Source organism: Martelella mediterranea DSM 17316 (assembly GCF_002043005.1).
Lineage (GTDB): Bacteria > Pseudomonadota > Alphaproteobacteria > Rhizobiales > Rhizobiaceae > Martelella > Martelella mediterranea.
The window spans coordinates 1,870,928-1,890,888 of the sequence record NZ_CP020330.1 but is presented as its reverse complement, the minus strand read 5'-3'; the positions used below and the strand labels follow the sequence as shown (position 1 = coordinate 1,890,888).

At 62.5% G+C, this 19,961-nt stretch carries 19 protein-coding genes and 1 tRNA gene; 7 read left to right on the top strand and 13 right to left on the bottom strand.

From position 1 onward, the window contains the following. Window positions 1–7: 7 nt before the first annotated feature. The 3 genes from trhO to Mame_RS08785 all read right to left on the bottom strand — a co-directional run bounded on the left by trhO (window position 8) and on the right by Mame_RS08785 (window position 2,379). Window positions 8–913: an oxygen-dependent tRNA uridine(34) hydroxylase TrhO gene (gene trhO / locus Mame_RS08795; protein WP_018067488.1), complete on the bottom strand. Its 906-nt coding sequence runs from the start codon at window positions 911–913 to the stop codon at window positions 8–10. Between the two features lie 79 nt (window positions 914–992). Continuing rightward, entirely contained in the window at window positions 993–1,901 is a 909-nt protein-coding gene (locus tag Mame_RS08790; protein WP_018067489.1) for a CHAD domain-containing protein, read from the bottom strand. 1 nt (window position 1,902) lies between these two features. After that, the gene (locus Mame_RS08785) at window positions 1,903–2,379 is read right to left on the bottom strand and encodes a CYTH domain-containing protein (RefSeq protein ID WP_018067490.1); all 477 of its coding nucleotides are present in this window, start codon (window positions 2,377–2,379) and stop codon (window positions 1,903–1,905) included. A gap of 184 nt (window positions 2,380–2,563) precedes the next feature. Here Mame_RS08785 and Mame_RS08780 point away from each other — a divergent pair, with 184 nt between their 5' ends. The 6 genes from Mame_RS08780 (at window position 2,564) to dnaJ (ending at window position 8,713) form a co-directional block, all read left to right on the top strand. Continuing rightward, window positions 2,564–3,205 carry a 2-dehydro-3-deoxy-phosphogluconate aldolase gene (locus Mame_RS08780; protein ID WP_018067491.1) on the top strand — a complete coding sequence of 214 codons (642 nt, stop codon included), beginning with the start codon at window positions 2,564–2,566 and terminating at the stop codon, window positions 3,203–3,205. Window positions 3,206–3,277: 72 nt separating this feature from the next. Continuing rightward, a complete protein-coding gene (locus tag Mame_RS08775) occupies window positions 3,278–3,970 on the top strand; it encodes a GNAT family N-acetyltransferase (protein WP_018067492.1) in 693 nt (230 codons plus the stop codon). After that, the gene (locus Mame_RS08770; RefSeq protein ID WP_018067493.1) at window positions 3,963–4,178 is read left to right on the top strand and encodes a hypothetical protein; all 216 of its coding nucleotides are present in this window, start codon (window positions 3,963–3,965) and stop codon (window positions 4,176–4,178) included. Before Mame_RS08775 ends, Mame_RS08770 begins: the two co-directional genes overlap by 8 nt. 20 nt (window positions 4,179–4,198) lie before the next feature. Then, window positions 4,199–5,311, top strand: coding sequence for an NAD(P)-dependent oxidoreductase (locus Mame_RS08765; RefSeq protein WP_018067494.1), 1,113 nt, complete (start codon window positions 4,199–4,201; stop codon window positions 5,309–5,311). 246 nt (window positions 5,312–5,557) lie between these two features. Continuing rightward, window positions 5,558–7,486 carry a molecular chaperone DnaK gene (gene dnaK / locus Mame_RS08760; RefSeq protein ID WP_018067495.1) on the top strand — a complete coding sequence of 643 codons (1,929 nt, stop codon included), beginning with the start codon at window positions 5,558–5,560 and terminating at the stop codon, window positions 7,484–7,486. A gap of 81 nt (window positions 7,487–7,567) precedes the next feature. After that, the gene (dnaJ, locus tag Mame_RS08755) at window positions 7,568–8,713 is read left to right on the top strand and encodes a molecular chaperone DnaJ (RefSeq protein WP_018067496.1); all 1,146 of its coding nucleotides are present in this window, start codon (window positions 7,568–7,570) and stop codon (window positions 8,711–8,713) included. Between the two features lie 145 nt (window positions 8,714–8,858). Here the strand turns inward: dnaJ and Mame_RS08750 are convergent, their stop codons facing one another. From Mame_RS08750 to Mame_RS08735, 4 genes are all read right to left on the bottom strand, one after another. Then, a complete protein-coding gene (locus Mame_RS08750; RefSeq protein WP_018067497.1) occupies window positions 8,859–9,971 on the bottom strand; it encodes an ABC transporter permease in 1,113 nt (370 codons plus the stop codon). 3 nt (window positions 9,972–9,974) lie between these two features. Beyond that, a complete protein-coding gene (rbbA, locus tag Mame_RS08745; RefSeq protein WP_018067498.1) occupies window positions 9,975–12,746 on the bottom strand; it encodes a ribosome-associated ATPase/putative transporter RbbA in 2,772 nt (923 codons plus the stop codon). Then, window positions 12,743–13,801: an HlyD family secretion protein gene (locus tag Mame_RS08740; RefSeq protein ID WP_018067499.1), complete on the bottom strand. Its 1,059-nt coding sequence runs from the start codon at window positions 13,799–13,801 to the stop codon at window positions 12,743–12,745. Before Mame_RS08740 ends, rbbA begins: the two co-directional genes overlap by 4 nt. Window positions 13,802–14,282: 481 nt before the next feature. Further along, window positions 14,283–15,011 (bottom strand): SIMPL domain-containing protein, encoded by a 729-nt coding sequence (locus Mame_RS08735; RefSeq protein WP_018067500.1) that lies wholly within the window; start codon window positions 15,009–15,011, stop codon window positions 14,283–14,285. A gap of 161 nt (window positions 15,012–15,172) precedes the next feature. Between Mame_RS08735 and Mame_RS08730 the strand changes: the two genes are divergently transcribed. Next, a tRNA-Ile gene (locus Mame_RS08730) sits at window positions 15,173–15,248 on the top strand. Window positions 15,249–15,473: 225 nt separating this feature from the next. Here the strand turns inward: Mame_RS08730 and Mame_RS26650 are convergent. Genes Mame_RS26650 through Mame_RS08705 form a run of 6 tightly spaced genes read right to left on the bottom strand, consistent with a single transcriptional unit; the run spans window position 15,474 to window position 19,806 of the window. Beyond that, a complete protein-coding gene (locus Mame_RS26650) occupies window positions 15,474–15,680 on the bottom strand; it encodes a hypothetical protein (RefSeq protein WP_155122061.1) in 207 nt (68 codons plus the stop codon). A gap of 27 nt (window positions 15,681–15,707) precedes the next feature. Beyond that, on the bottom strand, window positions 15,708–16,655 hold the full coding sequence (locus Mame_RS08725; RefSeq protein WP_018067501.1) for a 2-hydroxyacid dehydrogenase: 948 nt from the start codon (window positions 16,653–16,655) through the stop codon (window positions 15,708–15,710). A gap of 57 nt (window positions 16,656–16,712) precedes the next feature. Continuing rightward, window positions 16,713–17,747, bottom strand: a complete 1,035-nt coding sequence (locus Mame_RS08720; protein ID WP_018067502.1) for an L-idonate 5-dehydrogenase — start codon at window positions 17,745–17,747, stop codon at window positions 16,713–16,715. A gap of 19 nt (window positions 17,748–17,766) precedes the next feature. Continuing rightward, the gene (locus Mame_RS08715; RefSeq protein ID WP_018067503.1) at window positions 17,767–18,330 is read right to left on the bottom strand and encodes a gluconokinase; all 564 of its coding nucleotides are present in this window, start codon (window positions 18,328–18,330) and stop codon (window positions 17,767–17,769) included. Then, the gene (locus Mame_RS08710) at window positions 18,330–19,094 is read right to left on the bottom strand and encodes an SDR family oxidoreductase (protein ID WP_018067504.1); all 765 of its coding nucleotides are present in this window, start codon (window positions 19,092–19,094) and stop codon (window positions 18,330–18,332) included. Before Mame_RS08710 ends, Mame_RS08715 begins: the two co-directional genes overlap by 1 nt. A 37-nt stretch (window positions 19,095–19,131) precedes the next feature. Continuing rightward, complete coding sequence (locus Mame_RS08705) at window positions 19,132–19,806, bottom strand: 4-carboxy-4-hydroxy-2-oxoadipate aldolase/oxaloacetate decarboxylase (protein ID WP_018067505.1); 675 nt, start codon at window positions 19,804–19,806, stop codon at window positions 19,132–19,134. Window positions 19,807–19,961: the final 155 nt, after the last annotated feature.

Genomic DNA, 19,961 nt, shown 5'->3' with positions numbered 1-19,961 from the left:
CGGCGCCCTACGCGCCGAGATGGCGCTCGCCGCGGGCTTTCGCCAGTGTGATCTGGTGCTGACGTTCGCGGAAGCGGGCGCGGTCGGTCTCCGAATAGCTGTCGGCGCAATGCGGGCAGGAAACGCCTTCCTCGTAGTCGGCGGAAAGCTTGTCCTCGGGCGTCACCGGGTGGCGGCAGGCGTGGCAGAGTTCGTGCTCGCCTTCCTTCAGGCCGTGGGTGACGGAAACGCGCTCGTCGAAAACGAAGCAGGCGCCGTCCCAGAGGCTTTCCTCTTCCGGCACGTCCTCGAGATATTTCAGAATGCCGCCCTTGAGGTGATAGACCTCGTCAAAGCCCTGCTCCTTCATGAAGGCGGTTGCCTTTTCGCAGCGGATGCCGCCGGTGCAGTACATCGCGATCTTCGGCTTGTTGTGGAGGCCCTGGTTTTCGGCGACCCAGCGCGGAAACTCGCGGAAGGTCTTCGTCTTCGGGTCGACGGCACCGCGGAAGATGCCGATCGCCGTCTCGTAATCATTGCGGGTGTCGATCACGATCGTGTCCGGATCGGAAATCAGGTCGTTCCAGTCCTTCGGCTCGACATAGGTGCCGACCGTCTTCAGGGGATCGATCGTGTCGACGCCCATGGTGACGATTTCCTTCTTCAGCCGCACCTTCATGCGGTTGAAGGGCATTTTCGAGGCGTGACTTTCCTTGTGCTCCATGCCGGCAAGCTCGGGCCGGGCGCGGATGAAGGCGAGCACATTGGCGATGCCCTCATGGGAGCCTGCAATCGTGCCGTTGATGCCTTCATGGGCGAGAAGCAGCGTGCCCTTGACGCCGTTCTCGTCGGCGACGGCCTGCAGCGGCGCGCGGAACGAGGCATAATCGGCGAAGCGGGCAAAATGATAAAGAGCTGCGACCAGATAGGACATGGCCTGTCTCCGCGTTACGTTTTCAATCGGCAAGGGCGTGTTTGCGGCCAATACACCCATTGAAGCGGCTTTGCAATTGTCAGCCCTCGCCGCGCTTCACGCGTTCGCGCCACAGCGTCTTGACGATATCGCTCTCGACCTCCTCGCCGAACACCTTGCGGGCATCCCTCACCGCCTTGGCGCGCAGCCGCGACCTTTGCGCGATCGCTTCCTCACGGCAAATCCGGTGGGTCTTATCGGAAAGCGCCGGCGCGTCCGGGCCCTCAAGCAGCGCGATCATCACGCTGAGATCATGTTCGTGGCCGATGAGATCGGCAAGCGCCTTGGCGTCGGCGCGCTTGGCCTTGAGCGCGGTCGGCCAGATATCGGCGACGAGCGCACAGAACATCCAGTAGGTCTGCGCCTCCTTGCGCAGCTCGTGGAAATGCTCGTCCGTCGCCTCGGCGCGAACCGCCATGACCGCGACATGGGCGGAGGCAAGCTGCTTGCGCCAGGCCTTCGCGATCGCCTTTTCCGGCGACTTCCCGCCGAAATCCTGGTCCTCGACCGCCGCGATCGCCTCCCGGCAGACGCCGATCGCCGCCTTTGCCTTTTTCTGCAGCGCGTCCTCGGACACCGCCCTGGCATCGCGCCGGACGATCAGCGCCGCCTCCAGCCGGGCGAGCGCCATGTCGACTTTTCCCTCGGCCGCATTCAGCCGGAGATAGCGGACGCACTCGATCAGCGCGGCGGCGTCCCGGTCGGCCGACAGGGAATTCGCCAGATCGCGGATGCGGGCATTTTCGGCTTTCGCGAAATCCTTCGCGGCGGGGCGGACCAGACGGTAGAGGCCGCGCACCCGCTTGAACTTCTTGCGGGCGTCGTGAACCGCCTCGTGGATGCCGTTCGGCTGCTTCTTCAGGGCGCGGATCGCGTCCTCGAGCTGGGAGACGGCGACTTTCCGGACGGCGGCGTCGAAGGGGCGATCGGGATCCAGCGAGAATGCCATGTCAGTCTGCCTCCTCAGGGTGCCGGCCGGTTTCCGACAGCGTCTGGTTCAGATAGCGCGGGTCACCGGTGACCTCGCGGCCGAGCCAATCGTGAAGCCGCGGCGTCGCGGCCTCGTCGGGCAGTTCCACCTCCGCCACCACCAGACCTGAGAGATCGCCGTGATAGACATCGATTTCCCAGACATATGGGGCGTCCGCAAGGCGGTAGCGGGTCTTGTCGATAACGGAACCCACAGCGTGACCCACAAGTTCCAGCGCATCCGCAAGCGGGATGTCATATTCATATTCATCGCGGCTCAGCGCGGCGCCGCCGAACTTCATCGTCAGCCGCGCGCGGCCGCCGTCAAAGATGCGCACCCGCAAAGAACGCTGCGGTCCGCTCATCAGATAGGCCTGGGTCAGGCGGACGCCTTTCTCCGCACCATCCTTCCAGCCATCGCCATCGACCAGAAACTTGCGCTCGATTTCCTTTGCCATGATCGTTCTCCCGGACGCTGTCAGCCCTGCCTCTGGCGTTCACGCCGCCGTGATGAAATTCCCTTATGAAGATCACTGCGGCCGCAGGCAATGGGCCGCGAAGAATAACCCGGTTCCGGGGCTCGACTTGCCGGCTTTGCCGGGGTATCCCATGGACAATATCAACCACGAAAGCGGTGCGAGAATGGAAGCGAAAACTGAAACCCTCCTCAAGGCGCTGACCGCGCAACCCGTCATTCCGGTGATGATCGTGGAATCCGTCGAACACGCCGTGCCTCTGGCGCGCGCGCTGGTGGAAGGCGGGCTCAAGACGCTGGAAATCACGCTGCGCACCGACGCCGCGCTCGACGCCATCAAGGCGATGACCGACGAGATCGAAGGGGCAGTTATCGGCGCCGGCACCATCCTCTCGGCGCGCGATTATGCCGCAGCCGAAAAGGCGGGCGCCGAGTTCATCGTCTCACCCGGCATCAACGGCGATATTCTCGATGCGGCGGACGACAGCGACGTGCCACTGCTGCCGGGTACGGCGACGGCCAGCGAAGTGCTGTCGCTGCGCGAGGAAGGCTACCGGGTGATGAAGTTCTTCCCCGCCGAACAGGCCGGCGGCGCGCCCTATCTGAAGGCGCTCTCCTCGCCGATCCCCGATGTCATGTTCTGCCCGACCGGCGGCATTTCGCTTGCCAATGCGCCCGATTACCTGAAGCTACCCAACGTCATCTGCGTCGGCGGCTCGTGGGTGGCCCCGAAGGACATGGTCGTCCGCGGCGATTGGGACGGCATCCGCAAACTCGCCGAAGAGGCCTGCGCGACGCTGAAGGCCTAGGCCATCGCTGGATCGACGTTTTTGACGACCCCGGCCTTTCGTCGGGGTCTTTCCGATTGCAAAGGTATTGCGATGCAGGATCTGACGAAGTTTTCGCCGCGCGCGCGTCCGCAGCCGGTTGTCGCCGAAGGCGCGAGCGTGATTGTCGAGCCTTATGACGGAGAGCGCCACGCCGTTGAACTCTGGGAAGGGCTCGGCGGAGCGGCGGACGCAATCAACGATCTTCTCAAATATTTCCCGAACGGGCAGTTTGCGGAGCCTTCCGATTTCCGTGCCTGGCTCGACGCCGAAAACGCGTCGGGCAGCTATGTCACCCGCGTCTTCCGCGCGAAAGAAACCGGCAGGCTGGTTGGCATGGCGAGCTATATGCGGCTCGACGAGAAGAACGGCGTGATCGAGGTCGGCGCGGTGGCGCATGGGCCGGCGATGCAGCGCTCGACCATGGCGACCGAGGTCCATTACCTGATGGCGCGTCACATCTTCGACGATCTCGGCTACCGCCGCTATGAATGGAAGCTCAACAACGAAAACGAAAAGAGCCATGCCAGCGCGCGCCGGCTCGGCTTTACCTATGAGGGCGTGTTCCGCAACCACATGGTCGCCAAGGGCCGGAACCGCGACACCGCATGGTATGCGATGATCGACAGCGAATGGCCGGCGCGCAAGGCCGCGTTCGAGGCGTTTCTGGCGCCGGAAAATTTCACCGCCGACGGCAGGCAGATCCGCACGCTTGCCGAAATCAGGGAGGCTGGCGCGCATGGCTGATCAACCCACCGGCAATCGCTCGGCAATCATCGCCGCCGCGCTGATCTTCCTCGGCATGCTCATCGGCGGCTATTTCCTGCCCGACGCGGTCAATTATCTGGCGCAATACTCGGTCTGGCTCGCGGTCGCCGTCGGCATCGCCTTCGTCCTGGCGGTTTTTCTGGTATTCTGGCTGCGCGGCCGCTATCAGAAGCGCCACGGACGATAGCGCTGAAAGAAACGATCCATATGACAGAAATCACGCCGACATGGGCAAAGGCCCATATGCCGCGCACCGCACGCGCGGTCGAAACCCTGCCGGATATGACCGGCGTCCGGCTGGCGATGAGCATGCATCTCGACATGAAGATGCTGCCGCTGGTGGAAGGGCTGGCAAGCCGCGGGGCGGCGCTGTTCGTGAACACCTGCAATCCGGCAACCGTGCGCAACGAGGTGGTCGACGCGATGCGCGCCGCCGGCGCGCGGGTCGATGCCTACAGGAACATGCCGGAGGAGGACTGGCGCGCGGCGATCCGGGCCGGGCTCGACTGGGGCCCGACTCACCTCAGCGAAATGGGCGCGGATTTCACCCATATGCTGCTCAGCGAAGGGATGGCAATGCCGCCGATCAAGGCCGGGCTGGAGGCCACGGGTTCCGGCATAAACCGGCTCCAGGGCGCGCTGCCGCCATGGCCGATCTTCAACTGGGACGATCTGCCGGTGAAGGAAGGGCTGCACAACCGCCATATGGTGGGGCTCACAACCTGGAACGCCTTCTTCACCCGCACGCTGTTGAGCCTGCATGAAAAAACCGTGCTGGTGGTCGGCTACGGCTCCGTCGGCCAGGGACTTGCCGCAAGCGCGCGCGCCTTCGGCGGACAGGTGATGGTTGCCGAAATAGACCCGGCGCGGCTGCTGCAGGCGCGTTATGACGGCTTTATCGCCGGATCGGTCGAGGCGCTTGCGCCGCTTGCCGATGTGATCGTCACCGGAACCGGCGGCCATAATGTCGTGCCGTTTTCCGCGATCCAGCGCCTGAAGGACGGCTGCTTCCTGCTAAATGCCGGCCATCGCATCGACGAGATCGAACTGGCGCCGCTCGCAGATCTGCCGAAAACCAAGGCGCTGCCCTCCGTCACGACCTATCGCCTCGCTTCAGAAAACTGCATCCATGTGTTCGTTGACGGCGCGATGGCCAACCTCGTTGGCGGCGAGGGCGACAGCCTCAACGCCTTCGACATGACGCTCGCGGTGATGGCCGAAGGCATCGGCCATATGGTCGGCGACGGGGCTCTCGCGGCAAGCGGGGTGCACCTGCTGCCGCGCCATGTCTGGGAACGCGCCTGCCCGGCCGCCGCATGAGCGTCACGGAATCGATATTTCCGGCCCATGCGCACCGGCTGGGCGATCCGCGCTCACGCGTAAAATTTGGTCATAAATGGCGTTTTAAGCCGCCCGAAGCGCCTTGCAGAGCGTTTTGGCGCTTATTATATACCGATCACAACGGCGTTATCGCCGCCCTGGAAATCAAATCAAGACCATGCTCAAGGGGCCATCAAGGAATGCCTGAAGGGTTCGGATGGCCTGCTTAAAAGGAGAGAAATAAAAATGGCTAAAGTAATTGGTATCGACCTGGGAACCACCAACTCCTGCATCGCCATCATGGATGGCAAGGATGCGAAGGTGATCGAAAACGCCGAAGGCGCGCGCACGACGCCGTCGATGGTGGCCTTTTCCGAAGATGGCGAGCGCCTTGTCGGCCAGCCCGCCAAGCGTCAGGCGGTCACCAATCCCACCAACACGCTGTTTGCGGTGAAGCGCCTGATCGGCCGCCGCTACGAAGACCCGACCGTGACCAAGGACAAGGGCCTCGTTCCCTTCGAAATCGTCAAGGGCGACAATGGCGACGCTTGGGTGAAAGCCAATGGCAAGTCCTATTCTCCCTCGCAGGTCTCGGCCATGGTCCTTCAGAAGATGAAGGAAACCGCGGAAGCCTATCTCGGCGAAAAGGTCGAGCAGGCCGTCATCACGGTTCCCGCCTACTTCAACGACGCCCAGCGTCAGGCCACCAAGGACGCCGGCAAGATCGCCGGCCTTGAAGTGCTGCGCATCATCAACGAGCCGACGGCTGCCGCGCTCGCCTATGGCCTCGACAAGAACGAAGGCAAGACCATCGCCGTCTACGACCTTGGCGGCGGTACCTTCGACGTGTCGATCCTCGAAATCGGCGACGGCGTCTTCGAAGTGAAGTCGACCAATGGCGACACCTTCCTCGGCGGTGAAGACTTCGACATGCGTCTCGTCGAATACCTCGCCGACGAATTCAAGAAGGAAAACGGCATCGATCTGCGCTCCGACAAGCTTGCCCTGCAGCGCCTGAAGGAAGCCGCCGAAAAGGCCAAGATCGAGCTGTCGTCCTCGTCGCAGACCGAAATCAACCTGCCGTTCATCACGGCCGACGCGACCGGTCCGAAGCACCTGACGCTGAAGCTGACCCGCGCCAAGTTCGAAAGCCTGGTCGATGACCTCGTCAAGCGCACGGTCGGCCCCTGCAAGGCCGCGCTCAAGGATGCCGGCGTTTCGGCGAGCGAGATCGATGAAGTCGTTCTCGTCGGCGGCATGAGCCGCATGCCGAAGGTGCAGGAAACCGTCAAGCAGCTGTTCGGCAAGGACCCGCACAAGGGCGTGAACCCGGATGAAGTCGTGGCGCTCGGCGCGGCGATCCAGGGCGGCGTTCTGCAGGGCGACGTCAAGGACGTTCTTCTGCTCGACGTGACCCCGCTGTCGCTCGGCATCGAAACGCTCGGTGGCGTCTTCACCCGTCTGATCGACCGCAACACCACGATCCCGACGAAGAAGAGCCAGACCTTCTCGACGGCCGAGGACAACCAGTCCGCCGTGACCATCCGCGTCGCCCAGGGCGAGCGTGAAATGGCCGCCGACAACAAGATGCTCGGCCAGTTCGACCTCGTCGGCATTCCGCCGGCGCCGCGTGGCGTGCCGCAGATCGAAGTCACCTTCGACATCGACGCCAACGGCATCGTCAATGTTTCGGCCAAGGACAAGGGCACCGGCAAGGAGCACCAGATCCGCATCCAGGCTTCCGGCGGTCTGTCCGACGCCGACATCGAGCAGATGGTCAAGGACGCCGAAAGCCATGCCGAGGAAGACAAGAAGCGCCGTGCGTCCGTCGAGGCCAGGAACCAGGCCGAAAGCCTGATCCACTCCACCGAGCAGTCGCTCAAGGAGCATGGCGACAAGGTCTCCGAGGATGACCGCAATGCCATCCAGACCGCGATCGACGAACTGAAGACCGCCGTGGCCGCCGAAGAGCCGAATGCCGATGACATTCAGGCCAAGACCCAGACGCTGATGGAAGTCTCCATGAAGCTCGGTCAGGCGATCTACGAGGCCCAGCAGTCCGACGAGGAAGCCCAGGCTTCCGCCGATGCGGCGCGCGATGCCAAGTCTGACGATGTGGTGGACGCCGAATTCGAAGACGTCAGCGACGATGACGACAAGAAGAAATCGGCCTGATCCTTCGATCGGATAGGACCTGAATGATTCCGGCCGTCCCAGGACGGCCGGTCACTCTTTTTCAAGAGGTATTGCATCTCCATGGCAAAAGCGGATTTTTACGAGACACTCGGCGTCGGTCGCTCCGCCGACGAAAAGGAGCTGAAGAGCGCCTTCCGCAAGCTTGCGATGAAGTATCACCCCGACCGTAATCCGGACAACGCTGACGCCGAGAAGAAATTCAAGGAAATCAACGAAGCCTACGAGACCCTGAAGGACCCGCAGAAGCGGGCCGCCTATGATCGCTTCGGCCATGCCGCCTTCGAAAACGGCGGACCGGGCGCTGGCGGCTTCGGCGGCGGCGCGCAGGGCTTTGGCGGCGCCGGCGGTTTCTCGGACATCTTCGAGGATATTTTTGGCGAAATGATGGGCGGGGCCAGGGGTCGCCGCCAACCGAACGGCCGCGAGCGCGGCGCCGATCTGCGCTACAATATGGAAATCAGCCTCGACGAGGCCTTCCACGGCAAGACGGCGCAGATCCGGGTGCCGAGTTCGGTCGTGTGCGACGAATGCTCCGGCTCGGGCGCGAAGCCCGGCTCGTCGCCAACCACCTGCGGCACCTGTCACGGCGCCGGGCGCGTGCGCGCCGCCCAGGGCTTCTTCTCGGTCGAGCGCACCTGCCCGACCTGCCACGGTCGCGGCGAGATCATCGCAGACCCCTGCCCCAAATGCCACGGCGAAGGCCGCAAGGTCGAGGAGCGTTCGCTTTCGGTGAACATTCCGGCCGGCATCGAGGACGGCACCCGCATCCGCCTTCAGGGCGAAGGCGAGGCCGGCTTGCGCGGCGGACCCTCGGGCGATCTCTACATCTTCCTGTCGGTCAAGCCGCACCAGTTCTTCCAGCGCGACGGTGCGGACCTGCACTGCTCCGTGCCGATCTCGATGACGCAGGCCGCACTCGGCGGCAAGTTCGAGGTGACCACGCTTGACGGCGCGAAATCGCGCGTCGCGGTTCCCGAAGGCACCCAGGCCGGCAAGCAGTTCCGCCTGAAGGGCAAGGGCATGCCGGTTCTGCGCTCATCGCATCGCGGCGACCTCTACATCCAGGTCCGCGTCGAGACACCGCAGAAGCTCACCAAGCGCCAGCGCGAGCTGCTGCAGGAATTCGATGAGCTTTCCTCCAAGGAGAACAACCCGGAATCGAACGGATTCTTCTCGAAGATGAAGGACTTTTTCGGGACCGAGTGAGCCCCTTTCTGACGTAAAAGACAGCGATGCGGCGGAAGACCTTTTCCACCGCATCGGAAGCTTTCTCCGATTTGCGATCGATGGCGTCCCTCCCCGTCGCCATTTCAAGCGAGGGCATTGCAATCACGGCCAACGGATACTGCTGTTATTGCAGGAAACCGCGGAAACGGCGCAGCGCGATGGCGAAGAGCGCCAGTCCGAGCGCCGCCAGCCAGACGAATTGCGGCCAGACCACATCAAACCCCGCGCCGCGGAACAGGATGGCCTGCGACAGCGTCACATAATGGGTATTGGGCGCCAGCAGCATGATGTCCTGAATGAATTGCGGCATGCTTTCACGCGGCGTCATTCCGCCGGACAAGATCTGCAACGGCATCAGCACCAGCATCAGCAACAGGCCGAACTGCGGCATCGAGCCCGCCACGGTTGCCAGGAAAATGCCGAGCGAGCACATCGCAAACAGCATCAGCGCGCTGCCGGCAATAAACAGCGGCATGGAACCGTTGACCGGCACGCCGAGAATGCCTTCGACCACGATCACGAGGGAAAGCGCCGACGCGACGAGGACGACGAGGCCGATCGACCAGATCTTGCTGAGGACGATTTCAAGCGCGGTGACCGGCATGACCAGAAGGTGCTCGATCGTGCCATGCTCGCGCTCGCGGATCAGCGCCGCGCCGGACAGGATCATCGACAGCATTGTGATGTTGGTGATGATGTTGATGATCGAGCCGAACCACATCTGGCTGAGCTGCGGATTGTAGCGGGCGCGGATATCGAGAGAGACCGGAATTTTGCTGCCGCCCGGAGAATGGTTCAGATATTCGCTGACGGTATTGTCGATAATCTGCTGGATGTCGTTATTGCCGGTGAAGGCCTGCGTCATGCGCGTGGCGTCGATGTTGAGCTGCAGTTCAGGCTTCCGCCCGGCCAGCACGTCCCGTTCGAAATTCGTCGGTATATCGAGCACGAAGGTCGATGTTCCGCTATCCAGCCTGGCATCCATCTCGGCGGTGTCAATGAGTTCCGGCTCGATGAAATAGGGTGGATAGAAGGCATCGATAATGCGCTGCGACAGCGCCGAGCGATCCTCGTCGACAACCGCGATGGCCGCGCGGTTGAGCGTTTCCGGCATGGCGGAGGATTCCATGTAGATGGAAAGCGAAAAGGCATAGACGATCAGAACGAGCATCAGCGTGTCGCGGCCAAGTCCGCGCAATTCCTTGATGCCGAGCTGGAGGATATTGGAAAACCGCATGGCCTACCTCGCCTGCTTGCCGAGCAGCAGCGTGCTGGCAATCGTCAGAACCGGAATGGCGATGAGAAGCGGCACGAAGGCGGCCTGAAGATCGGCGAAGCCGAGCGCCTTGGTGAAGGCGCCGCGCGATATCGTCACGAAATAGGTGGCCGGATAGACATTGCCGATCACGGCGCCGAAGCCCTCAAGCGCACTGACCGGATCGATAAGGCCGGAATACTGGACCGCCGGAATGAGGGTCAGAAGAGCGGTGGCGAAAAGGGCCGCGATCTGGCTGCTGGTAAAGGTCGACACCAGAAGGCCCATGCCGGTGGAAATGATGACGAAAAGCAGGGCCGCCAGCGAAAAGGCAAGCAGACTGCCGGTAAAAGGCACCTGAAACACGATCAGGGAAGTCACCAGCAGCAGGGCGAAATTGAACATGGCAAGCACGACATAGGGCACCTGTTTGCCAACCAGGAATTCGAGCCTCGTCGTCGGCGTGACATAGAAATTGACGATCGAGCCCAGTTCCTTTTCCCGCACCACCGAGAGCGTCGTGAGAATGGCCGGAATGAGCATCAAGAGCAGCGGAATGACCGCCGGCGCCATGGCGACGAGGCTGCGAATATCAGGGTTGTAGCGATAGCGCGCTGCGACCGAATAGGCCGGATCAGCCGCGCCTTCCCCGTAGACTTCCTCGATCTTGCGGGTAAGCCATGTGGCATAGACGCCCTGAATATAGCCTCTGGCCGAGGATGCGCGCTGCGGCATCGAGCCGTCCAGCCAGACGCCGATCTCGACATCGCGGCCGCGCGCCAGATCGGCGGCGAAATTCGGCGGAATTTCGATGGCGAAACTGATTTCCCCATCGCGCATGCGCCTGTCCATGTCGGCATAATCGACAAGCGGGGCCTTCTCGTCGAAATAACGCGATCCGGAAATATCGAGCGTCAGATCCCGGCTTGTCACGGTCTGATCGCGGTCGAGCGTGGCATAGCTCAGGTTTTCGATGTCGAGATTGATGCCGTAGCCGATCACCAGCAGCAGAATGACGCTGCCGATGATCGCCATGGTCGCGCGGATCGGATCGCGGCGCAATTCCAGCATCTCACGCCAGGAGTAAGCCATCATCCGGCGAAAATCGAGATGACGCTTCAGCGCCCTTTCGGCGCCTCTGTCATCGGCGTCATCCGTTTCGGCATTTTCGGTGACCACCAGACCTTCCGTCTCGTCGGCGCTATCCGTCACCGCCTCCAGATGGCTGATGAAGGCCTCCTCGAGCGTTGCCTTTCCGCTTGCCGCGATGATGGCGGCCGGGCTGTCGCTCGCCAGCACCTTGCCGGCATGCATCAGCGAGATCCGATCGCAGCGCGCCGCCTCGTTCATGAAATGGGTGGAGACGAAGATCGTGACGTTCTCGACGCGCGAAAGCGCGATCAGCATGCGCCAGAAGTCGTCCCGCGCTACCGGATCGACGCCGGATGTCGGCTCGTCCAGGATCAGGATGTCCGGGCCATGGATCATCGCGACCGCCAGCGACAGGCGCTGACGGATGCCGAGCGGCAGCGCGTCCGGCAGGCCATCGGCGACATCGGCGAGATCGAACCGCGCGATCATTTCGGCAACGCGCGGGCCGATCGTCTGCTCCGGCAACCTGTAAAGCCGGGCATGCAAATAAAGGTTCTGCCGCACGGTGAGCTCGGTGTAGAGCGAAAAGGACTGCGACATATAGCCGACCCGCCGGCGCACATCGATATTGCCGGGATCGACCGGCTGGCCGAACAGCTTCGCCGTGCCGTCGCTGGCATCAAGAAGCCCGGTCAGCATTTTCATGGTGGTGGTCTTGCCGCAGCCATTCGAACCGAGAAAGCCGAAAATCTCGCCCCGGCGAATGCGGAAGCTGACATCGTCGACGGCGGTGAAATCGCCGAAACGCTTGCTCAGATGCTCGGCCTCGATGGCATAGTCACCGGCATCGTCGCCCTCGCGCGCGGTAATTTCCACCGGCGCGCGATCGCCGCGAGCCGCTTTCGGCAAAAGCGCCACGAAAGCCTCATCGAGATTGTCGGTGGCGGTCGCATGCAGAAGTTCGGCCGGGCTTCCCGTGGCAAGAACGCTGCCGTCATTCATCGCCGCAAGCCAGTCAAAGCGCGCGGCCTCTTCCATATAGGCGGTCGCGACGATGACACTCATGCCGGGGCGCGAGGCGCGGATATTGTCGATCAGGCTCCAGAACTGCCGCCGGGACAAGGGGTCGACGCCGGTCGTGGGCTCGTCGAGAACCAGAAGGTCGGGGTCGTGGATGAGCGCGCAGCAAAGCCCGAGCTTCTGCTTCATGCCGCCCGAGAGCTTGCCGGCCGGTCTGTCCGCAAAAGGCAGCAGTCCCGTGCTCTTCAGCAAAGACTCGATGCGCCGGCGGCGTTCGCTGTGGGCGTGGCCGAACAGCCGGCCGAAGAAATCGATGTTCTCGTAGACGGAAAGCGTGGCGTAGAGATTGCGGCCAAGCCCCTGCGGCATGTAGGCGATGCGCGGGCAGACGGCGCGGCGGTGCCCGTCATCGGATATATCGCCGCCAAGCACCCTCACCGTGCCGGTCTGCACCTTGCGCGCGCCGGCAATCAGCGACAGCAGGCTCGACTTGCCGACGCCGTCCGGGCCGATCAGGCCTGCCATGCAACCGGCGGGAATAGCAAGCGAGATATCCTTCAGCGCCGCCGTCTTTCGATAAAGCAGGCTGACACCTTCAAGGCTGGCGACCGGGACGGCGCCGTCCTGCTCACCGGCGGCGTTCATCGGGCCAGATTTCCTTCAAGCGCATCGGGCCAGACGGCATCGGGATCATAGCGCACATAGGCGACGCCGGGCAGGCCGGTCTTGACGAGGTCGATATGCTCGCGCAACAGGTCCGGGTCGATCCGGGCCTTGACCCGGAACATCAGCTTCTGGCGCTCCTCTTCGGTCTCGACGGTCTTCGGCGTGAACTGGGCGACATCGGAAACGTAGGAAATGCTGGCCGGTATGGTGAATTGCGGCGCGGCGTCGAGCACCAGCCGGGTCTCGGCGCCGATTGCCGTCCGGCCCGCCTGTTCGGTCGGCAAGAAGAAATTCATATAGACGTCGGTCAGATCGACGATGTTGAGAATGCGACCGCCGGCGGCAACGATCTCGCCCGGCTGGGCGACGAGATACTGCACGCGGCCGGGACGCGGCGCGGTCAGGGTGCTGTCATCGATGATCGACTGGATATAGTCTATGCTGGCCTGAGCCGCATCGATTGCCGCCTCCGCCTTCGCAAGCTGAACTTCGGCGGTGCTGACGGCCGCGCTTGCGGCGGCGGACGAAGCCTCGCCGGCGGCCATGGCGGCCTTGGCCTGCAACGCCGCCGCCTCGGCATCCTCGAGCGCCTGTCTCGAGGACACATTGGTCTGCACCAGTCTCTGAAAACGCGCGAAAGTGGCTTCGGCGGAACTGAGCTGGGCCTTGCGCTGTTCGACGATGGCTTCGGCGGCCCGTTTTTCGGCCTTCGCCTGTTCTATCGTGGCATTGGCCGCGTCCACGCCGGTGCGGGCGCTGCGCAGATTGGCCTCGGCCTCGCGTTTTTGCGCCTCGAGCTGCCTGGTGTCCATCTGCACCAGTTTCTCGCCGGCCTGGATGAGATCGCCCTCATTGACGAAAATCTCGCTGATCCGTCCGGCGGACTTGGCGGAGATATCGATCTCCGTCGCCTCGATACGGCCGTTGCCGCTGGCAATTCCCTCAGGAAGCGTATCGCCGTTGAGATTGCGCCAAGCGGCGTAGCCGCCCGCCGCAACGGCAACGAGGACGATGATCGCGACCCATTTACCCAACCCTGTCCGCACTCTGAAATCCCCATTCCGGCGTGGTCCACAAACTGCCACACGCAATCACGCTTTCCACCCTAGCGGCGGGAAAGACCATGACAATGCGGCATATCGCCTTCAGATCTCGCGCTTTCCGACGCTGGCTTACAAATACCACGGCACGCGTATGAATGTTATGCGATCCAGCGAAAATTTTGGCGCGGTCAAGCCCGCGTCCGGTCTCGCTCCACCCGTTGCGGCGAGCCGGAAGACAAAAATACTGGCAGATATCCGCGACCGTACGAGAGCTAGCAAGGCCGCCTGAAACAGACATCAGATCGCCGCGGAAAAATAGCGCGCCGTCAGCAGCGAGTGGCAGATAGAACGGGGCCGACGGACGACCGCCCGAGCGGCAAGGCAGGAGAGACGGCTTCTTTGACACGCTACGCCGGAAGCGCCGGCATGCCCGGATCCGGCGAGAACGCGCCGGACCGGGCCGAAGCCGGCTTTACTGCTCGATCGCCAGCGTCATGTTGACGGTGATGTTGTAGGTGTTTTCACCGGCCGCGATCGGCGGGGCGCCTTCGGCTTTCGCCATCATCACGTCGGCGCGCATCATCATCGGCTGCGGCATCGAACTCTGTTCGGAGATCGACATAACCTTGCCGAGCGTAACGCCGGCGGCCTCGGCCAGCGTTTCGGCCTTGGCGAGCGCGTTGGCCACGGCCTCGCGCCGGGCCTCGTCTTCCGCCGCAGAGGGATCGCTGTTGGAAAACGAAATCCCGCCGCCTGAATTGACCCCGAGCTTGACCGCCTGATCGAGCACGGCGGAGAGCTTCGAGAGATCGCGCACCCTAACGTTGAGGCCGTTCTGCACCTCATAGCCGACGATCTCGCTGGTCATTGTTCCATCATCGGCCTTGACCTGCTGATAGCGCGGGCTCACCGAGAAATTGCTGGTCTGGACGTCCTTGTCGGCGATGCCGTTCTGCTTCAGCGCGTCGATGACCTTCTGCATGGCGGCCGAATTGTCCGAAAGCGCGGTCGCCGTGTCATCGGCCTGGCTGACAACGGACAGCGAGACGGTGGCCATGTCCGGCACCAGCGTGGCATCGCCATCGGCGGAGACATTGATGACGGCCGGCGGCGCAGCGCCATCCGCAAGGGCTGCCGTGCCGGCAAGCGGGAGCGCGAAAAGCAGGCCCGCGGCGGCGAGACGAACGGGTAATGTGGCCATGGATATCCCTCCTTAAAATGGCATCCCCTCCTCTTGGCCGGCAATTGTGAAGCCAATGCGGCGGGAACTTGCGATGCCCATGAATTTGGAGTAGTCGGAGGGTCCGCGCAAGGAGCCATTGCCAGCGCGGCCCGTCCAGGTCTCTTTCGGCCAAAGACAGGGGGCCTGTAGCTCAATGGTTAGAGCCGGCGGCTCATAACCGCTTGGTTGGGGGTTCGAGTCCCTCCAGGCCCACCATTTAAATCAATAACTGTTGTTGTCGTCCGACACTGAAACGCCGACTTTGCGACAAAAGTCGGTTTTTCGATATGCGACCGACGGCGATGCCTTGGAGCCATCGCGGCCTACCCAATCGGGGGCCTGCTGCTTTCGCCCCTTACCCATGAATTGAAAAATAGATGCCGCGCAGCGCCGCCCAGCCGGTACTAAGCTTCCAGCGCCAAAAGGCCGGCTTTCTCTGTATCAATCAGCCCCCGGCAGCAACACATCCGCTTCCGCACCAACACTGACGTTTTCCGGATACCCGAAAGAAACGTTCATGATAGGCGTTCTTCCGACTTTTCCGCTCAGGTGTCGGTGAGTATGCCCAAACAGCCACAAGTCGGGGCTATGCTGCACGAGGAAGCTCGAGAAATAGCTGCCTGTGCGAAGCTCGGGAATGCGCTGCACGGACTTATCCTGATCACCCGCGAGGTTTCATATTACCGGCGTCGGCAGGGCGACGCCGGCGAAATGCGCTTCCAGATTATCGATCATCAGCTTGCCCATGGCCTTTCGAGTTTCAACCGTGCCGGAAGCAAGGTGGGGTTGAAGCAGGACATTTCTGCATGCGCGAAACCGCGCATCGAAATCCGGCTCGTTTTCGAACACGTCGAGTGCTGCCGCGCCGAGCTTGCCGCTCTCAAGCGCCGAAAGAAGAGCCTCTTCATCGATATTCGAGGCCCGCGATATGTTGATCAGCATGCCCTCCGGCCCGAGCGCTTCGAAAACTCTGCGGCCAACGGTGTGGCGCGTGGCCTTTGAGGCGGCAAGGGTCACGAACAGGAAATCCGAGCGGGCGGCAAGTTCTTCCGGGTTCTCGACGAACTGCCAGTCGCGCGCATAGTCCTTCGGACCGATATCGCTGTAGGCGATCTCCATATCAAAGCCTGAAAGCCGGCGGGCAACCTCGAAGCCGATGCGGCCGAGACCCAGCACCCCTGCTCGCTTGCCGAATACCCTGCGCTGGGCCGGATATGTGCCATGCGCGGCCCAGTCGCCGGAACGCGCCCATTTTTCCGCGCCGATCATGCCGCGCGACAGGCAGAGCATCATCGCGATGCCAAAATCGGCGACGTCGCCGGTCAGCACATCGGGTGTATTGGTGACGCGGATCCCGCGCTCGCGCGCCGCATCCAGATCGACGGCATCGAAGCCAACGCCGTAGACGCTGATGATTTCAAGTGCCGGCAAAGCCTCGATCAGGGCCCGGGTGGCGCCAAGCTCCCCGCGGGTTGCGATAGCGCGGATCTTCCCGCCGTGTTCGGCGAGATATGCCGCCTTGTCGTCAACCGCAAACAGGGGGTGCATGGTGAAAAGGCCGTCCAGACGCTCCATGTCCCATTCGGGATAGGGACCGAGCTGCAGTACATCCGGTTTCGACATCGAGAATTTCCTCTGATTTTATCGTTGTGCGGCGCCAGAGCCGCGATCCGACCGCGGCTATTCGAATTTCAACTGTACCTTCATCGACTCTGCGCGATTGCCGGCCTTTTCGAATGCCTCGACGGCATCGGCCAGCGGATAGGTGGCGCTGATGAGCGGTTTGACGTCGACAAGGCCCTTGTTGAGCAGATCGACAGCAAGTCCGTATTCTTCATGAAACCGGAACGAGCCGCGAATTTCGATTTCCTTTGAAACAACGAGGTTCTGCGGCAGGGCGACATCGCCGCCAAGGCCGAGCTGGACGAGGATGCCGCGCGGCGCAAGCGCCTTGAGGCCGCTTGCAAGCGCCCGCGCATTGCCGGATGCCTCGAACATCACATCGAAATAGCCCTTGCCTGCGCCGTAGGCTTCAAGCGCTTCCACATTGTCGGCGACATTGATGGTGCGGTCGGCCCCGACAGCTTCGCCGAATGCGAGGGCTCCTGCCATGACGTCGGTCACGACGATCTCACGGGCGCCATGCGCCCGCGCCGCGACGATGCAGAGCGCGCCGATCGGACCGCAGCCGGAAATCAGCACTCGCTTGCCCAAAAGCGAACCGGCGCGGTTGACGGCATGTAGCGTCACGGCCAGAGGCTCCGCCATCGCCGCCTCGCCAAGCGAAACGCCAGCGGCGACTTTGTGGCACTGCCAGGCTTCGGCGATCAGACGCTCCCGGAATGCGCCCTGGATGTGCGGCATCGGCATGGCGCTGCCGTAAAAGCGCATGTTCACGCAGTGGTTCTGAAGGCCCTTCTGGCAGTAGGCACAGTCACCGCACGGCCGCGACGGCGACACCGCAACACGGTCGCCGATGGCAAACCCGCTCACGCCCTCGCCAAGCGCGGTCACCGTACCGGCGACCTCATGGCCGAGGATCATCGGTTCGCGCAAACGGACATCGCCGAAACCGCCGTGATTGTAATAATGCAGATCGGACCCACAGATGCCGCCGACGCCGATCTGGACCTCGACCTGCCCGGCTGCGACCTGTTGCGAGGCAATTTCCTCGATCCGCAAATCCTTTGCGGCATGAATGATGGCGGCTTTCATAAAGTGCTCCTGCTGGAAATTATTGTCGTGCCGAGCCTGCCGGAACGGGAAGCGAAGCATTGGTGATGATGGAATTGGCCGACTGGCGTAGAAACGCGGCAGCCTTTGCCTGCAACCGGTCGGCAGGACTGGCGAAATCAAGCGCAAGCACATCGTCCTCGCCATCGGTCGGCTCGAGCGTCGCGAGCTGGCTGTCCAGCAGGGTCGCGGGCATGTAATGGTCTTGCCGGGCCTCCATACGGGCTTTCAGCGCAGCGCGCTCTCCGCGCAGATGGATGAAGCGGAGCCCCGGCCCCGCCGTGCGGCGCAACAGATCGCGGTAGGATTTCTTCAGCGCTGAGCAGGCGACCACAACCCCGCTATCCTGCTTGCCAGCGCACGCCAGCTCTTCGCCGATGCGCTCCAGCCACGGCCAGCGATCTTCATCCTGAAGCGGGATGCCGGCGCGCATCCTGTCAACGTTGTCGACACTGTGGAGGTCGTCGCCTTCCACAAACCGCGTTTGAAAAGCCTGCGCAAGGCGGCGGCCCAGCGTCGATTTCCCGCAACCACTGACTCCCATGACCACGACCTGAACCGCCATCAGACACTCACGGTGATGCCGCCATCCACGGCAAGCGTGTGGCCGTTGACGAAGGACGACGCCGATGAAGCGAGAAACACGGCGGCGCCGATCAGTTCCTCGACATTGCCCCACCTTCCGGCGGGCGTGCGCTTTTCAAGCCAGGCGGTAAATGCAGGATCATCGACGAGCGCCTGATTGAGCGGCGTTTCGAAATAGCCCGGCGCGATCGCATTGATCTGCAGGCCGTATTTCGCCCAGTCGGTGCACATGCCGCGCGTCAGGTTGCGCACCGCGCCCTTGGTAGCGGTATAGGGCGCAATGCCGGGCCGGGCGAGTTCGCTCTGCACCGAGCAGATATTGATGATCTTGCCGCGACCGCGACCGATCATGTGCCGGGCCACCGCCTGACCGGTGTAGAATGTCCCCGACACATTGGTATCGAAAAGACGCTGCCACTGCTCGGCGGGAAAATCCTCAAGCGGCGTGCGGTACTGAATGCCGGCATTGTTGATGAGGATTTCGATCGGTCCGATCTCGTCCTCGATCTTTGCGATCCCGGCTTCCACGGAAGCCCGATCCGTCACGTCGAAGATCGCAGGCCAGGCCTTGATCCCCTGCTTGCGGAAAGCCTCGACCGCGGCTTCGGTCCTAGCTGCATCGCGACCGTTGATCACCGGAATGGCGCCCTGGTCCGCGAGCCCTTGCGCCAGCGCATTGCCGATCCCCTGGCTCGAGCCTGTCACCAGCGCGATCTTGCCATCCAGTCTGAACATGTCCGACATCCGAAATCTCCCTGCGTGCAAGAGTTGAAGTGTAGGCTTAAAGGTCGGTGGTCAGACCCTTGGTCTTCAGCACGGCTTCCAGATTGCAGACATCGATGATGGTGCGGCCATCCTTGTAAGCCTGAATGAACCCGGCTTCGGCATCTTCGCGGGCCTGGGATTTCTTCGCCACCTCGGCTGCGTCTTCCTTCCTGACCATGACAAGGCCATCGGCATCGCCGCAGATGACGTCGCCGGGGCGGATCACTTCACCGCCGACGATGATGTCGGCATTGACGCGGCCAAGCGTTTCCTTGACCGTGCCCTTGATGCAGACGCTGAGCGAGAATACCGGCAGGCCGAGTTCGATAAGCTGAAGTGTATCGCGCACGCCCGTATCGGTAACGACACCGGCAATCCCCTTTGCAAGGCAGGCATTGCCTAGGACATCGCCGAAACTGCCGGCTTCCTCGTATTCACCGGCGGAGACAACAATCACATCGCCCGGCAGCGCATAATGAATCGCAAGCTGCAGCATGATGTTGTCGCGGGGCGAGCTTTCGACCGTGAACGCCGGACCGCAGAGCGACATGTTGCGATCGATAGGCTTGATGCGCGAGCTGAGCGCGCCGAGACGTCCCTGCGCCTCGTGGATCGTCGCGCTGCCGAATTTGGCAAGCGCTGCCACGTCTTCCGGCTTGGCGCGTTCGATTTTGGTCTTGATGTGCGGCATTTCCTCACCCTTTTATCGTGATGACGGGCATGTCCCGCCTGTTGCAGGCAAGCATAGGCAGCGCCAGGGCCGGGCGATAAGACCGTGTGCATCTGATGTAATCGGCAATGCCTATGTCGCAGCCCCACGTCATGCCAAAGCGCTCTGACGTCATT

Excerpts from the sequence above, each read along its gene's own strand:
- trhO (WP_018067488.1), bottom strand. The coding sequence starts at position 913 with ATGTCCTATCTGGTCGCAGCTCTTTATCATTTTGCCCGCTTCGCCGAT.
- Mame_RS08790 (WP_018067489.1), bottom strand. The coding sequence starts at position 1,901 with ATGGCATTCTCGCTGGATCCCGATCGCCCCTTCGACGCCGCCGTCCGG.
- Mame_RS08785 (WP_018067490.1), bottom strand. The coding sequence starts at position 2,379 with ATGGCAAAGGAAATCGAGCGCAAGTTTCTGGTCGATGGCGATGGCTGG.
- Mame_RS08780 (WP_018067491.1), top strand. The coding sequence starts at position 2,564 with ATGGAAGCGAAAACTGAAACCCTCCTCAAGGCGCTGACCGCGCAACCC.
- Mame_RS08775 (WP_018067492.1), top strand. The coding sequence starts at position 3,278 with ATGCAGGATCTGACGAAGTTTTCGCCGCGCGCGCGTCCGCAGCCGGTT.
- Mame_RS08770 (WP_018067493.1), top strand. The coding sequence starts at position 3,963 with ATGGCTGATCAACCCACCGGCAATCGCTCGGCAATCATCGCCGCCGCG.
- Mame_RS08765 (WP_018067494.1), top strand. The coding sequence starts at position 4,199 with ATGACAGAAATCACGCCGACATGGGCAAAGGCCCATATGCCGCGCACC.
- dnaK (WP_018067495.1), top strand. The coding sequence starts at position 5,558 with ATGGCTAAAGTAATTGGTATCGACCTGGGAACCACCAACTCCTGCATC.
- dnaJ (WP_018067496.1), top strand. The coding sequence starts at position 7,568 with ATGGCAAAAGCGGATTTTTACGAGACACTCGGCGTCGGTCGCTCCGCC.
- Mame_RS08750 (WP_018067497.1), bottom strand. The coding sequence starts at position 9,971 with ATGCGGTTTTCCAATATCCTCCAGCTCGGCATCAAGGAATTGCGCGGA.
- rbbA (WP_018067498.1), bottom strand. The coding sequence starts at position 12,746 with ATGAACGCCGCCGGTGAGCAGGACGGCGCCGTCCCGGTCGCCAGCCTT.
- Mame_RS08735 (WP_018067500.1), bottom strand. The coding sequence starts at position 15,011 with ATGGCCACATTACCCGTTCGTCTCGCCGCCGCGGGCCTGCTTTTCGCG.
- Mame_RS08725 (WP_018067501.1), bottom strand. The coding sequence starts at position 16,655 with ATGTCGAAACCGGATGTACTGCAGCTCGGTCCCTATCCCGAATGGGAC.
- Mame_RS08720 (WP_018067502.1), bottom strand. The coding sequence starts at position 17,747 with ATGAAAGCCGCCATCATTCATGCCGCAAAGGATTTGCGGATCGAGGAA.
- Mame_RS08715 (WP_018067503.1), bottom strand. The coding sequence starts at position 18,330 with ATGGCGGTTCAGGTCGTGGTCATGGGAGTCAGTGGTTGCGGGAAATCG.
- Mame_RS08710 (WP_018067504.1), bottom strand. The coding sequence starts at position 19,094 with ATGTCGGACATGTTCAGACTGGATGGCAAGATCGCGCTGGTGACAGGC.
- Mame_RS08705 (WP_018067505.1), bottom strand. The coding sequence starts at position 19,806 with ATGCCGCACATCAAGACCAAAATCGAACGCGCCAAGCCGGAAGACGTG.